The 13,600-nt window shown below is 65.2% G+C and carries 13 protein-coding genes; 5 read left to right on the top strand and 8 right to left on the bottom strand.

The window, feature by feature from the left end:
- Positions 1 to 162: 162 nt before the first annotated feature.
- The 6 genes from AC16JP_RS01055 to AC16JP_RS01080 form a co-directional block, all read right to left on the bottom strand.
- Positions 163 to 1,026 (bottom strand): SPOR domain-containing protein, encoded by an 864-nt coding sequence (locus tag AC16JP_RS01055; protein ID WP_484338748.1) that lies wholly within the window; start codon positions 1,024 to 1,026, stop codon positions 163 to 165.
- Positions 1,026 to 1,811, bottom strand: a complete 786-nt coding sequence (locus tag AC16JP_RS01060) for a succinate dehydrogenase iron-sulfur subunit (protein ID WP_484338749.1) — start codon at positions 1,809 to 1,811, stop codon at positions 1,026 to 1,028. Before AC16JP_RS01060 ends, AC16JP_RS01055 begins: the two co-directional genes overlap by 1 nt.
- A gap of 10 nt (positions 1,812 to 1,821) precedes the next feature.
- Positions 1,822 to 3,624: a succinate dehydrogenase flavoprotein subunit gene (gene sdhA / locus AC16JP_RS01065; protein WP_484338750.1), complete on the bottom strand. Its 1,803-nt coding sequence runs from the start codon at positions 3,622 to 3,624 to the stop codon at positions 1,822 to 1,824.
- Entirely contained in the window at positions 3,617 to 4,018 is a 402-nt protein-coding gene (gene sdhD / locus AC16JP_RS01070; RefSeq protein WP_484338751.1) for a succinate dehydrogenase, hydrophobic membrane anchor protein, read from the bottom strand. Before sdhD ends, sdhA begins: the two co-directional genes overlap by 8 nt.
- Complete coding sequence (sdhC, locus tag AC16JP_RS01075) at positions 4,018 to 4,416, bottom strand: succinate dehydrogenase, cytochrome b556 subunit (RefSeq protein ID WP_484338752.1); 399 nt, start codon at positions 4,414 to 4,416, stop codon at positions 4,018 to 4,020. Before sdhC ends, sdhD begins: the two co-directional genes overlap by 1 nt.
- Before the next feature lie 166 nt (positions 4,417 to 4,582).
- Positions 4,583 to 5,029 carry a DUF1330 domain-containing protein gene (locus AC16JP_RS01080; protein WP_484338753.1) on the bottom strand — a complete coding sequence of 149 codons (447 nt, stop codon included), beginning with the start codon at positions 5,027 to 5,029 and terminating at the stop codon, positions 4,583 to 4,585.
- A 156-nt stretch (positions 5,030 to 5,185) separates the two neighbouring features.
- Between AC16JP_RS01080 and pnuC the strand changes: the two genes are divergently transcribed.
- Genes pnuC through AC16JP_RS01095 form a run of 3 tightly spaced genes read left to right on the top strand, consistent with a single transcriptional unit; the run spans position 5,186 to position 7,220 of the window.
- Positions 5,186 to 5,758 (top strand): nicotinamide riboside transporter PnuC, encoded by a 573-nt coding sequence (gene pnuC, locus AC16JP_RS01085; protein ID WP_484338754.1) that lies wholly within the window; start codon positions 5,186 to 5,188, stop codon positions 5,756 to 5,758.
- Positions 5,752 to 6,261, top strand: a complete 510-nt coding sequence (locus AC16JP_RS01090; protein ID WP_484338755.1) for an AAA family ATPase — start codon at positions 5,752 to 5,754, stop codon at positions 6,259 to 6,261. The genes pnuC and AC16JP_RS01090 overlap by 7 nt, the downstream gene beginning before the upstream one ends.
- Positions 6,258 to 7,220, top strand: coding sequence for a 50S ribosomal protein L11 methyltransferase (locus AC16JP_RS01095; protein ID WP_484338756.1), 963 nt, complete (start codon positions 6,258 to 6,260; stop codon positions 7,218 to 7,220). Before AC16JP_RS01090 ends, AC16JP_RS01095 begins: the two co-directional genes overlap by 4 nt.
- 12 nt (positions 7,221 to 7,232) lie before the next feature.
- Here AC16JP_RS01095 and ligA read toward each other — a convergent pair whose 3' ends face one another.
- Both ligA and AC16JP_RS01105 read right to left on the bottom strand, forming a co-directional pair.
- Positions 7,233 to 9,353: an NAD-dependent DNA ligase LigA gene (gene ligA / locus AC16JP_RS01100; protein WP_484338757.1), complete on the bottom strand. Its 2,121-nt coding sequence runs from the start codon at positions 9,351 to 9,353 to the stop codon at positions 7,233 to 7,235.
- Positions 9,329 to 11,404, bottom strand: a complete 2,076-nt coding sequence (locus AC16JP_RS01105) for a ComEC/Rec2 family competence protein (protein WP_484338758.1) — start codon at positions 11,402 to 11,404, stop codon at positions 9,329 to 9,331. The genes ligA and AC16JP_RS01105 overlap by 25 nt, the downstream gene beginning before the upstream one ends.
- 137 nt (positions 11,405 to 11,541) lie before the next feature.
- Here AC16JP_RS01105 and gltX point away from each other — a divergent pair, with 137 nt between their 5' ends.
- Complete coding sequence (gltX, locus tag AC16JP_RS01110; protein ID WP_484338759.1) at positions 11,542 to 12,984, top strand: glutamate--tRNA ligase; 1,443 nt, start codon at positions 11,542 to 11,544, stop codon at positions 12,982 to 12,984.
- 56 nt (positions 12,985 to 13,040) lie between these two features.
- The coding region (locus AC16JP_RS01115; RefSeq protein WP_484338760.1) for a citrate/2-methylcitrate synthase at positions 13,041 to 13,600 on the top strand (560 nt) is incomplete at its 3' end.

Consider the following 13,600-nt stretch of genomic DNA (forward strand, 5'->3'; position numbering starts at 1 on the left):
TCGCGGTAATAGACATCGCCCAGCCCGTCGATGAAGCGCCCTTCGGGCCTTGCGTGCCATGCGTGCCACCCCTGCCAGGGGCCTTCTTCCACCAGTGATGCAGCCATGGGCAGCGACTAGCGGGCACACCGCCCGGCCGCAACCTCTCTGGGTTGCAAGCCCTCAGGCCGGGCGAACAGGAAAACAGTCGAACCCGGCGGCGGCGGCGTGCGCACACAGACGGATTGCGTCGTCTTTGCTGTCGACACCGGTTACCTGAAGCCTTGTCAGCGGCTTTCCGGGAACTGCCTCGAAGTGCGGCGTGAAGGCACCGATCGCCGGGCTGTGCGCCTTGGCGTCGGCCCAGGCCTTTTCGGCGGCCGCTTTGGACCCGAACGCGCCGAGCTGGATGCGCCAGTCGCCGCGCGTCTGCCTGACGTTCGCGGCTGCGGGTGCCTCTCGGACAACGGCTGCAACCTGAGGCTGCGTGAACGGCCGGTCGAGGCGGGCCAGTGCCTCTGCCGCCCACGCCTGACGGTCGTCTGGTGTTGCCGCGATCGCACGCTTCACCTCGACTGCGGCGGCATCGCAAAATCCAGCCTGTGCCGTTGGCGAAGCGAAGTGGTTGTAAAGCCTCGTCATGTCGGCATCCAGCGCGCGCTGCCAGTTGCCGCCTTTCGCCCGATATTCATCCGACAGCGACTGGTAGGCCGTGGCCAGAAGTTCCCGTTTGGCCTTCAGGAACGCGTTGTAATCGGTCACGATCGCCGGCCCGACACGCTGCGCGCACGAAAGCGCCGCGACATTCAGCCCCGCCCGCACATGCCACAGCGTTTCCAGCGGATCGAGGTTCTGGTGGATCGGGCTGAGCGTCGCAGGGGCAGGCGCCGGCCGCGCGGGCTGCGGCGCAGGCGCCCTTGAGGAGCAACCGGCAAGCGCCAGCAACCCGAGGACGATCGGCACTGCCGCCAGCCGCTGCGCGTTCCGTGCAGGCCGGTTGCGGCCCGCCTGCACCGATCGCCCGTGCATGCTGGCAGTGATTTGCATCAAACCGCCCGCGCCACCATCATCTTCTTGATTTCTGCAATCGCCTTCGCCGGGTTCAGACCCTTGGGACAGACGTTGGTGCAGTTCATGATCGTGTGGCAGCGATACAGGCGGAAAGGGTCTTCCAGATCGTCGAGACGCTCGCCAGTCATTTCATCGCGGCTGTCAGCCAGCCAGCGATAGGCCTGCAACAGGATCGCCGGGCCAAGATAGCGATCGGAATTCCACCAATAGCTGGGGCATGCCGTCGAGCAGCAGGCGCACAGGATGCACTCGTAAAGGCCGTCCAGCTTCTCGCGGTCTTCCGGCGATTGCAGCCGTTCCTTCATCGCCGGTTCCGGCGAGGCGGTCCGCAACCACGGCTTGATCGACGCATATTGCGCATAGAAATGCGTCATGTCGGGGACGAGGTCCTTCACGACATGCATGTGCGGCAACGGCGTGATCTGCACATCGCCTTTCACTTCGTCGATCGCCAGCGTGCAGGCCAGCGTATTGGCGCCGTCGATGTTCATCGCGCAGGATCCGCAGATCCCCTCGCGGCAGGAACGGCGGAAGGTCAGCGTCGGGTCCAGCTCGGACTTGATCTTGATCAGCGCATCGAGAACCATCGGCCCGCAATCGTCCAGATCGATCTGGTAGCTGTCATAGCGCGGGTTCTGGCCGTCGTCCGGCGACCAGCGATAGATCCGGAACGTCTTGACGCGCCCCGCACCCGAAGCGGCCGGGAAGCTTTTCCCGTTGCCGCTGATCCTGCTGTTGGCGGGCAGTGAAAATTCAACCATGTCGGACCCCTCAGTAAACCCGCGCCTTGGGCTGGATATATTCGATCTCGTCGGTCAGGGTGTGCGTATGCACCGGCCGGAAGTCGATGCGCACACCGCCCCCCTGCCCGCCCCAGCCATCGTGCCAGACGATCGAATGCTTCATCCAGTTGGCGTCGTCACGGTTGGGGTAATCCTCCCGCGCGTGGGCGCCACGGCTTTCCTTGCGATTGAGCGCGCTGCGGATCGTGACCTGCGCCTGCACGATCAGGTTATCCAGCTCCATCGTCTCGACGAGGTCGGTGTTCCAGACCAGCGAGCGGTCCGTCACCCCGATGTCCTTCATCGAAGCATAGACCTTGTCCATCTGCTGGACGCCTTCGGCCATCAACTCCTCGGTGCGGAACACCGCGCAATGCGTCTGCATCGATTTCTGCATGTTCTGCCGGATTTCAGCAGTCGGCGCGCTGCCCTTGGCATAGCGGAAATGATCGAGCCTGGTCAGCGCGAAGTCGGCGGAATCCTTCGGCAGCGGCCGATGCGCGGTGCCCGGCTTCACCAGTTCGGCAATGCGGTGCCCGGACGCGCGCCCGAAGACCACCAGATCGATCAGGCTGTTCGAACCCAGCCGGTTGGCGCCGTGCACGGAAACGCACGCAGCTTCGCCAACCGCAAACAGGCCCGGAATCACATGATCGGGGTTGCCGTCCTTCAGTTGCACCACTTCGCCGTGGTAGTTCGTGGGGATGCCGCCCATGTTGTAGTGGACGGTCGGCACCACCGGCAGCGGTGCGCGCGTCAGATCGACACCGGCGAAGATCTTGCCCGTTTCCGTGATACCCGGAAGCCGCTCGTGCAGGATCTTGGGGTCGATGTGGTCGAGGTGCAGGAAGATGTGATCCTTGTGCTTGCCGACGCCGCGCCCTTCGCGGATTTCCATCGCCATGGCGCGGGCGACGACGTCGCGGCTCGCAAGGTCTTTCGCCGACGGCGCGTAACGCTCCATGAAGCGCTCACCCTCGGAGTTGGTGAGATATCCGCCCTCGCCGCGTGCGCCCTCGGTGATGAGGACGCCGGCGCCGTAGATGCCGGTCGGGTGGAACTGGACAAACTCCATGTCCTGCAACGCAAGGCCGGCGCGCAGCACCATGCCGCCGCCATCGCCGGTGCAGGTGTGGGCCGAAGTCGCCGAGAAAAAGGCCCGCCCATAGCCGCCGGTCGCCAGCACCGTCGTATGCGAGCGGAAGCGGTGGATCGAACCGTCTGCCAGACAGATGGCGATGACGCCACGGCACTCTCCGCCTTCCATAATCAGGTCGATGGCGAAATATTCGATGTAGAAGTCGGCGTCATACTTCAGGCTCTGTTGATAGAGCGCGTGCAGCATGGCGTGGCCGGTCCGGTCGGCGGCGGCGCATGTGCGCTGTGCCGGCGGGCCTTCACCCATGTTCTGCATCATCCCGCCGAACGGGCGCTGATAGATGCGCCCTTCCTCGGTGCGGCTGAACGGAACGCCTGCGTGTTCCAGCTCATAGACGGCGGCCGGAGCTTCGCGCACCATATATTCGATCGCGTCCTGATCGCCCAGCCAGTCCGAGCCTTTGACGGTGTCGTACATGTGCCATGTCCAGTGGTCCGGACCCATGTTGCCAAGGCTTGCCGCGATGCCGCCCTGCGCCGCAACGGTGTGGCTGCGGGTCGGGAACACCTTGGTGATGCAGGCCGTTTTCAGCCCGGCGCCCGCAATCCCCATGGTTGCGCGCAGGCCGGAGCCGCCGGCACCGATGACGACGGCATCATAGCTGTGATCGACGATCTTGTAGGCTTCAGGCACGTGCGCCTCCGAAAGCGATGGACAGCACCGAGAAAGCGGCAACGGCCGCAGTGCCGAGAATGAAGAAATTCAGGGCAAGGAAGGCGAGCAGCTTCGTACCTTCACCCTGGACATAATCCTCGATCATCACCTGCACACCAAGGCGGGCATGCCAGAAAACCGAAAGGATAAACAGCAGCATGGGCGTAGCCGCCAACGGCGACGACAACCACGCAACGACGCTTGCCCGATCGAGCGACGGCAGCAGGATCAGCGACGTCACGAACCAGGTGATCAGGATGATGTTGCCGGCCGCAGTCACGCGCTGGAGCCACCAGTGGTGCACACCGCCCTTCGCCGACCCGAGGCCGCGCGCGCGCTTCATGTCCGAGACGCTGTGGAACTTCGTAGCCATCAGAACCCTCCGGCCTTGCAGAAGTGGAACACCGCCCAGAACAGCGCCGTCAGCACGATGGCGCCGACCCACGCGATCGTGGCCGAATGGCGTGACATCGCCTTTTCATAGCCCCAGCCGGAATCCATCAGCAGGTGCCGCAGCCCCGACATCAGGTGTTGCGCGGCAGCCCAACTGAGGCCGACCCAGATGATCCAGCCAAAGATGCTGCCGGCGAAGCTGGAAAACAGGTCATACGCCTCGGCCGAGGTGGCAGCAGCGGCGAGCCACCATGTGAACATCACCAGCCCTGCAAACGCCAGCCCGTTGCCGGTGATGCGATGGGTAATCGAAGTGATCGCATAGACGCGCCACTTCCAGATCGAGAGGTGCGGAGAGAGCGGCATTTTCTCAGCCATGGCCATTACCCGCCTTGCCCATCGAAATATCCCCTTGAACAATCTGGTTGTCGCGTGTTGCGGACGCATTGGGCGGAATCGGCGCCCGTTGCAACCGCTGATGCTTCATAGCCCCGATCCCGCCGCGCGACCATATCAGCCATGCATCATCTGCATGGCTGGGGCTTCAGACACCTCGAATATCGTTGGCCCCGCACTGGACGAGGATCGTTCGTTCGAGCGCAGCATAGCGATGCACCAGCCCCTCGCGGTAGGTTTCGTCGGCCATCATCGCCAGAAAGTGCTGGCGGCTGGGATACTCGACGATCAGCATACGGTCCCAGTCGGTCGCGGCGGCGTCGCCCACCAGCGCCTGCATGACCGGGCCATTATAGATCGGGCGGGCGCAGCTGATGTCGCCAACGGTGCCGACGAACAGCCGTTCGTAGCGGCGATAGGCTTCCGCTCCGCTGCAACCGGCGCCCGCGTGCCCTTCCGGATAGTTCGCCTTCTCGCGGAACTTCAGCAGGTTCAGCATCACGACAGGCCCTTCCGGGCCATCGTCGCGCAAGGCGCGCACACGCTCGCCGGTCGGGTCCACGTCGGAATGATAGTTGGCGGGTGGAAAGGTCATGCGCGCTCCTCCTGCGGTGGCTTGCCATTGCCTTGATCGTCAAGCATGGGCAGCACGCGGCGGCAACCCGCGACCTTGGGAGGGGATCAAGGCAATGGCAATCAACCGGCTGCCCAACGGCCATCGCCCGCCACCCGAACCTGCACACATTATCACATGACCGGTCCGCTGGAATTAGCGGCGGCGCTTCTGCTTCTGGTCAATGTGTGGCTGGTCGCTCGGCGGTCGCTCTGGAACTATGCGTTCGGGCTGGTTGCCGTAACGCTTTACGCGTTCGTCTTCTGGGAAGCGCGGCTGTATTCGGTTGCCGGGCTGCAACTGCTGTTCATCGCATTGAACCTCTATGGGCTGGCCAACTGGCGTCGTGCGCAGGCCACCACGGGCGATGTGCCGGTCGTCCGCATGTCGCGGGGCGAAATGCTGGCAACGGCTGCCGCGATCATCGTGCTTACGGCTGCAATCGCGCTGCTCCTCGCCTCCACAACCGACGAGGCCAGTCCTCTGCTCGACAGCCTTGCGTCGGCGCTGTCGCTGGCCGCCCAGTATTGGCAGGCCCGCCGCCGGGCCGAGACGTGGGTGATGTGGGTGCTTGTCAACCTCGTCTCGGAGCTGCTCTACGCGATGCAGGCGCTCTGGTTCACGGTTGCGGTCTATGCTGTGCTGCTGGGGATTGCGGTCTATGGCTGGCGGATGTGGCAGCAGGCATCCAAGGGGAAAAATGCATGTTGAGAGTGACGCTTTCCGGTGTGGAATCGGTCGGCAAATCCACCATGGCAGAAAAACTTGCCAAACAGTTCAACGGCTTGCTGGTTCTTGAATTCGGCCGCCTGTACACGGAACAGTTGCGCCGCAACCTGACGCTGGAAGACCATTACGCCATCGCCGAAGGCCACGAGATCGAGGCCGATCAGGCCGCCAGCGCCCATTCCGCACTGCTGGTCGAAGATACCGACATCGTGATGACCACCGCATGGGCGACGATGCTGTTCGGTGCGCGCGACCCGATCCTTGGCGCGCGCGCCAGCCGTGCCGATCTGCATCTGCTGCTGGTGCCCGACGTGCCGTTCGTGCCCGACAAGGTGCGCATGTTCGGAGACGACGCCGACCGCCAGCGCTTTCACGACATCGTCGTCACCGAGTTCGAGGCCCGGAAACTGCCGTTCGTGACCATAAACGGCGACTGGGACAATCGCTGGCGCCGCGCCGTTGCCGCGATCGAGCAGCGGATGTGAGCGCGTTCGTCGCCACCCTGCCCTGCACGCGCGCCGAAGCCGATGCCGCCGCCGCACTGGAAGACCCGTTCCCCGGCCTCCACCCGGCGCCGACACTCGTAGCCGCCGAGCACGACGACCAATGGGCGCTTCTGGCCTATACCGATGGCGCCCCCGAACCGGCGCTGCTGACGGCTTTGCAAGTTCTGGCGCCATCGTCGGGCACCGCCCCGCAGGTAGAACAATTGCCCGACGAGGATTGGCTGACGATGTCGCAGGCAGGGCTCGCGCCGGTCGACGTAGGGCGGTTTCACCTCCACACCGGCGACTGGGGCAACACGCATCGTCCCGGCCAGTGGCCTATCCACATCGATGCGGGTCTTGCGTTTGGAACAGGGCAGCACGCCACAACTGCGGGCTGCATCCGCCTCGCGGCCAGGCTGGCCCGCACACACACGAAAAGCCGTGTGCTTGACGTTGGAACCGGATCCGGGCTGCTCGCATTCGCGGCGCACCGGCTGTTCCGCCGCGCCCGCCTGACTGCGGCAGATCTCGATCCCGTCGCAGTCAGGGTTGCGGCCGAAAACGCGCGGTTGAACCATGTCCCTGCCGGGCGCGGGCGGGGCGCGATCACGCTTCTGGCAGCGCCGGGCGTCGAACATGCGCTGATCGTGCGGCGCGCGCCCTATGATCTTGTGTTCGCGAACATTCTTGCCGGGCCGCTGGTGGCGCTTGCGCCATCGCTTTCGGCAGTCGTCGCGACAGGCGGCCACCTGATCCTTGCCGGCCTGCTGCAACCGCAGGCCCGGCGCGTCATCGCCGCCTATCGCGCGCGCGGTCTGCAACTGGTCGAGCGTTCGCGCTACGCCGAGTGGCCAGTGCTGCTGTTCGTGAAAACCGGGCATCATGGCCTCGGCGCGGCGCGGCGCGCGGTTCGCCGGGAAACCGCAGGCCGGGGCTGGAAGATCGACAGCCTCTGACGGTGCTCAGGACTAAGCCGACCTGAGCAGTTCCATCCATTCCTCCTCGGTCATCACGGCCACGCCAAGCCTGCGCGCTTTCTCCAGCTTTGATCCGGCGTCGGCGCCTGCAACCACGATGTCGGTCTTTGCGCTCACGCTGCCCGCTACGCGCGCGCCCAGTTCTTCAGCGCGGGCACGGGCTTCATCGCGGCCCATGCCTTGCAGCGTTCCGGTGAATACCATGATCTTCCCGGCGATGGCGGACTGTCGGGCTTCCAGCCTGATGTCGGCCGGCGACACCTGCCCCAGCAGGTCATGCACCAGTTCGCGGTTGTGCGGTTCCGCCCAGAAATCGGCAAGCGCAGTCGCCATTTCCGGGCCGACACCGGCAATGCCAACCATTGCCGCCCGCTCTGCTGCCCGGCGGCGGGCGTATTTTTCATCACTCTCTCCGAGTGCCGCCACAGGCGCATACGCTGCCAGCCGGTCCAGCAGCGCCTCGACGTTTGCCCAACCGGTGAATGCGCGGGCAAGGTCGCGCGCGGTCACTTCGCCGATGTGCCGGATGCCCAGCGCGAACAGAAAACGATCCAGCCCGACCGACCGCCGATCCTCGATCGAGGCCATCAGATTGGCGACAGACTTTTCCTGCCAGCCCTTGCGTGCGGAAAGTTCACCGGCACGCAGATGCAGCCGGAATATGTCTGCCGGAGTGCCGATCCAGCCCAGTTCCAGCAGTTCCTCCAGCGTCTTGCCGCCCAGCCCCTCGATGTCGACGGCGCGGCGCGACACGAAATGGCGTAGGCGTTCGTGGCGCTGGGCCGGGCAAATCAGCCCGCCGGTGCAACGGCGGACCGCCTCGCCTTCCTCACGCACGGCAAGGCTTTCGCAATCGGGGCAATGATCGGGAAACACATAGGCGACCCTTGCCTCGTGCGCGGCGGCATCGCCGGTCCATCCCAGAACCTGCGGGATCACATCGCCGGCACGCTGCACCTCTACCATGTCGCCCACGCGCACATCGCGGCGGCGGATTTCGTCTTCGTTGTGCAGGGTCGCGTTCGTCACGACGACGCCGCCAACCGTTACCGGCTGCAACCGGGCGACCGGCGTCAGTGCTCCGGTGCGGCCTACCTGAATGTCGATCGCGCGCAGTTCGGTGATCGCGCGTTCCGCCGGAAACTTGTGCGCCAGCGCCCAGCGCGGGCTGCGCGCCACCTGCCCCAGCCGTGCCTGCAATACCAGGTTGTCGACCTTGGAAACCAGCCCGTCTATATCATAGCCGAGCGTCGGCCGGTCGGCCATCAGCGATCGATAGGCAGCCAGCACCTCGTCGATCGACGACGCCCGATGCAGCGTCGGCGAAACCGGAAACCCAAGCCCGGCAATGCGTTGCATCGCATCGAACTGCGTATCGGCCAGCGGTTCCGATACTTCGCCCCAGCCGTGGGCGAAAAAGGCAAGCGCACGCCCCGCCGTCACCTGCGCGTCGATCTGGCGCAGCGACCCGGCGGCCGCATTTCTGGGGTTGGCGAATGTCTTGCCGCCCGAAGCAGCTTGCGCCGTATTCAGCGCCTCGAAGGCGGCCCAGCGCATGTACACTTCGCCCCGCACTTCCAGCAGGTCCGGCGCGCTGGCGGGCAGTTGCTGCGGGATTTCACCGATGGTGCGGGCGTTCGCGGTTACGTCTTCGCCAACCGCGCCATCCCCGCGCGTTGCCGCCGACACCAGCCGCCGCCCCTCATAGCGCAGAGACAGCGACAGCCCGTCGATCTTGGCTTCGGCGGTATAGCCCAGCCGGTCAGCGGCCGCGAGGCCGAGAAAACGGCGCACGCGGGCATCGAAGTCGTGCGCGTCGGCATCGGTGAAACCGTTATCCAGGCTGAGCATCGGGCGGGCGTGCTGAACCTTGCCGAAACCTGTGGCCGCCGGTGCGCCAACCACATTGCCCGGCGAATCATGCCGGACGAGATGCGGAAACCGGGCCTCCAGCGCGTTGTTTTCTGCCACCAGCGCATCGAATTCAGCGTCTGAAACAGATGGTGCATCATGCTGATAATATTCACGGCTATATCGCGCAATCAGCCCGGCAAGCTGTTCCAGACGGCTTGCCGCCTGCGCTTCGTTCATTCCGTCACCACGCCGATCCATTCCCGGCCCCCTAGCAGGCGCGGCCGCATTCCGGGAGGGGCGGCCCCGCTCCATGGCTGATCGCCGGCATGCGCGGAAACATGGTCCAACGTGCGCCGCCCACTGTCGATCGCAACCGCGCCCAAATTCTTCAGTGCCGGCGGATCGAGCTTCAGCCAGCGCGGTGTGCAGCTTCGCCCCAGGCCATATGGCGCCGTCACGATATCGGCATCGGCACAGGCCGCCGCCAGCCCGCGGGTATTCCCTTCGGTTGCCGTCAACGCCAACAGGCGCAACCCACCGGCAAGCGGCACCGTGCAGGCAGCCGCATTGCATCGCGCACCGGCCAATGTGTCGAAGCGCCCGTCGGCTGGAACTGCCGCCTGCTCGGACCAGTTCCGCGCAAGAAACCCGTCGCGGTGCGCCCGCAGCATGTGCAGACGGCCGTTCTGCACGACGCCCACCTGCCTGCCGTCTTCGCTGACGAACAGATCCGGGCGCGGAAACAGCAGCGCAAGCGTTGCCGCAGCGCCGAGCACAGGCAGCCCCAGAAACCGCAGGCGCCCTTCCAGCAGCAGCAACAGCATGGCGCCGACGCCAAGCATGACCAGCGCCGCCTGCGGGATCGCGGGCATGTTGATCGTCGCCCCCGGCCAGGCGGCAACCCCGACACCGATCGCCGCCAGCCCATCCAGCGCAGGGCGAAGCGCAATCAGCGCAACATCCCCAAGCCCGAGCGGCGCCAGCAGCATCCAGATGCCCAGCAACGGCATGATGACGAAGCCCGTCAACGGCACGGCGGCCAGGTTTGCAATCACGCCATAGGCCCCGGCCCGGCCGAAATGCGCAAGCGCGATCGGCGCCAGCGCCAGTTCTGCCACAAGGCCGGTAGCCAGCAGCGCGCCGGCCAACCTTAACCCTCTGAACATGAAAGCCTCGTCAGGCTGCGGCGCCAGCAGGCGAGCCATGCGCCCACGCCCCAGCGCGACCAACGCCAGAACCGCCGTGAAGCTTAGCTGGAAGCCGGGGCTGAACAGCGCTTCCGGCAGCACGATCAGAATGGCGAACGCCGCTGCCGCAAGCAGCCGGGGCGCCAGCGGATCGCGCCCCATCATCATCGCGCCAAGCACCACCCATGCCGCAATGGCAGCCCGGACGGCCGGCAGATCAGCGCCGGACAACAGGGTATAGAAGGTTCCGGCAACACCTGCCCCGACCGCTGCAACCGGCATCACCGGCGTGCGCAACGCAAACCACGGCCATAACGCCAGACCAAAGCGCAGAAGCGCCATCGTCGCCACCACGACCATCCCGACGTGATAGCCCGAAACCGTCAGGATATGGGCAAGGCCCGCTGTCCGCATGTCCTGCAACAAGGGTGCCGGAATCCGCCCCTGCTCGCCGATCACCAGTGCGGCTGCAATCGCGCCTGCTTCACCACCGATTTCCGCCGAAATGCTATGCCCGAGCGACAGCCGCATCCGATCCAGCCAGTTGCTGCCGGGGGTGACGGGCGTCAGCACCTGAGGCGCGGCAAGGGCACGGCCAGTGGCGGAAATCCCGTCGAACCAGGCTTGTCGGGCCGGATCGTGCGAAGTCGGCAGTGCAGCGGGCGCCGGCGGCCCCAATGCAGCGACAACCTGCACGCGCGACCCCACCCCAAGCCCGGCCGGCAGCGGCGCCGGAACCGCAAGCCGCACGGAAATCGCCGGATCGATGCTGCTCGCATCCCGCCGCAGCCGCAACGACCAGCGCTCGCCGCCCGCGTGCGGCACCAGTTCCTCGACCGTCCCGACGATCGGCGCCGCCGACAGCCGATGATAGAGGCGCGGTGCCGCAACGGCCGCGCTGCGCTGATCGGCCGCAACAAGCCCGATCGCCCCCAGCAGCCCCGCCGCAACGATCGCGCGTCGCGCGGTTCCGGAAAATGCGAAGCCCGACAGCGCCAGCGCCAGAAACCCCAGAAGCGCCGCCTGCCGTTCGGTGTTCAGCGGCAGCAGAAACCACAGCGCGATGCCTGCCGCCAGCGCGACCGGCGCAAACAGCGGCAACTGCCTGCGTTCCGCTTCCAACATATCTTCAAGGCGGCAGCGAATGCCGCCGCTGGCGCACGGGCTTTGCCCTTCGCCCGTGATAATGCTAGCCACCCGCCAACTTCAGCCCTGTTCACATGGGCCGACCCCTTGTCCTCCATGTTTCGGACCACTCGATGCCAGACGCAAGCGATTCCATGATCCCCGGCTATGACGCCCTGCCCCGCCCCGTCACCCGGTTTGCGCCATCGCCGACCGGCTATCTGCACATCGGCGGCGCGCGCACGGCCTTGTTCAACTTTCTGTATGCCCGACACCATGGCGGCACGTTCCTGCTGCGAATCGAGGACACCGATCGCGCGCGTTCAACCGACGACGCCATTGCCAAGATACTCGATGGCCTGTCGTGGCTTGGTCTTGAACCCGATCAACCGCCGGTATTCCAGTTCGCCCGCGCCGAACGCCACGCGGCGATCGCCATGCGCCTGCTGCACGAGGGCAAGGCCTATCGCTGCTATGCAACCGCCGACGAACTGGAAGCCATGCGCGAGGAACAAAAGGCCCGGGGCCTGCCACAGCGCTATGACGGCCGCTGGCGGGAACGCACCGACCAGCCGGAAGGCCTGCCCTTCGTAGTGCGGCTGAAGGCGCCGCGCGATGGCGACACCGTGATCGACGATCAGGTGCAGGGCCTGGTCCGTCAGGCGAACGTCGAACTCGATGATTTCGTGCTGCTGCGTTCCGACGGCACACCGACCTATATGCTGGCCGTTGTCGTTGACGATCACGACATGGGCGTGTCGCATGTGATCCGTGGCGACGACCACCTGACCAACAGCTTCCGGCAATTGGCGCTGATCCGCTCATTGGGCTGGCCGGAGCCGGTTTATGCCCATGTGCCGATGATCCACGGTCCCGATGGCGCAAAACTGTCCAAGCGGCACGGTGCATTGGGGGTAGAGGCCTATCGCGACGAGATGGGCATCCTCCCGGAAGCGCTGGAAAACTATCTGTTGCGGCTGGGCTGGGCGCACGGAGACACCGAACTCGTAAACCGCGACGAAGCGGTAAAGCTGTTCGGGCTGAATGGCGTCGGCCGGTCGCCGGGCCGCTTTGATCTGAAGAAGCTGGAAAGCGTCAACGCCCACTATATCAAGCAGGCCGACAATCGGCGCCTCGTCGGGCTGGTCGCGCCGCGCATCGAGGTTTTGGCCGGGCGAAGCCTAACCGACTCGGACCACAGCCTGCTGCTGCGCAGCATGGACGAGCTGAAGCCGCGCGCAAGAAACCTCAATGAGTTGGCAGGTTCCGCGTTATTTCTTGTTCGCAGCCGCCCACTTCCGATAGACGAAGCCGCTGCAAAGTTGCTAGACGGCGCCGGCCTCGGCCTGCTGGCGGATGTGAAGGCGGCGCTTGTCGCCACACCGTCCTGGGACCGCGAGGCGCTGGAAGCCGCTGCCAAGGGCGTTGCCGAACAGGCGGGCCTCGGGCTGGGCAAGGTTGCAGGGCCGCTTCGTGCGGCGCTTACCGGGCAAGGCTCAAGCCCGAGCGTGTTCGCCATCATGGCGACGCTGGGGCGCGAGGATAGTTTGGCGCGCATCGAGGATGCGCTGATTTGAAGAAGGATAGCCGCCACCGGACAGTGGCGACGACGGATCGAAAGGGTCATGACACAATGAGCAAGCAAGCCAAGGTCACGCTGGGCGACAAGACCGTCGACCTGCCGGTGAAGGATGGCAGCATCGGCCCGCAGGTGCTCGATATCCGCAAGCTCTATGCGCAGACCGGCGCCTTCACTTTCGATCCGGGATTCACCTCGACCGCCTCGTGCGAGTCGGGGATTACCTATATCGACGGCGATGCCGGCGTGCTGCTGCATCGCGGCTATCCGATCGACCAGCTCGCCGAACAGTCGAGCTTCATGGAAGTTGCCTATCTGCTGACCGAAGGCGAGCTGCCCTCGAAGGACGAACTGGAAAAGTTCCGCTACACCATCAGCCGCCACACCATGGTGCACGAACAACTGCTGCGTTTTTACAGCGGCTTCCGTCGCGGCGCGCACCCGATGGCAATCATGTGCGGCGTGGTCGGCGCGCTATCGGCATTCTACCACGACTCGACGGACATCGACGATCCGATGCAGCGGATGATCGCCAGCCACCGGCTGATCGCCAAGATGCCCACCCTGTCGGCGATGGCCTATAAATACTCGATCGGCCAGCCGTTCATGTATCC

It is taken from the genome of Sandaracinobacteroides sp. (genome assembly GCF_057137845.1).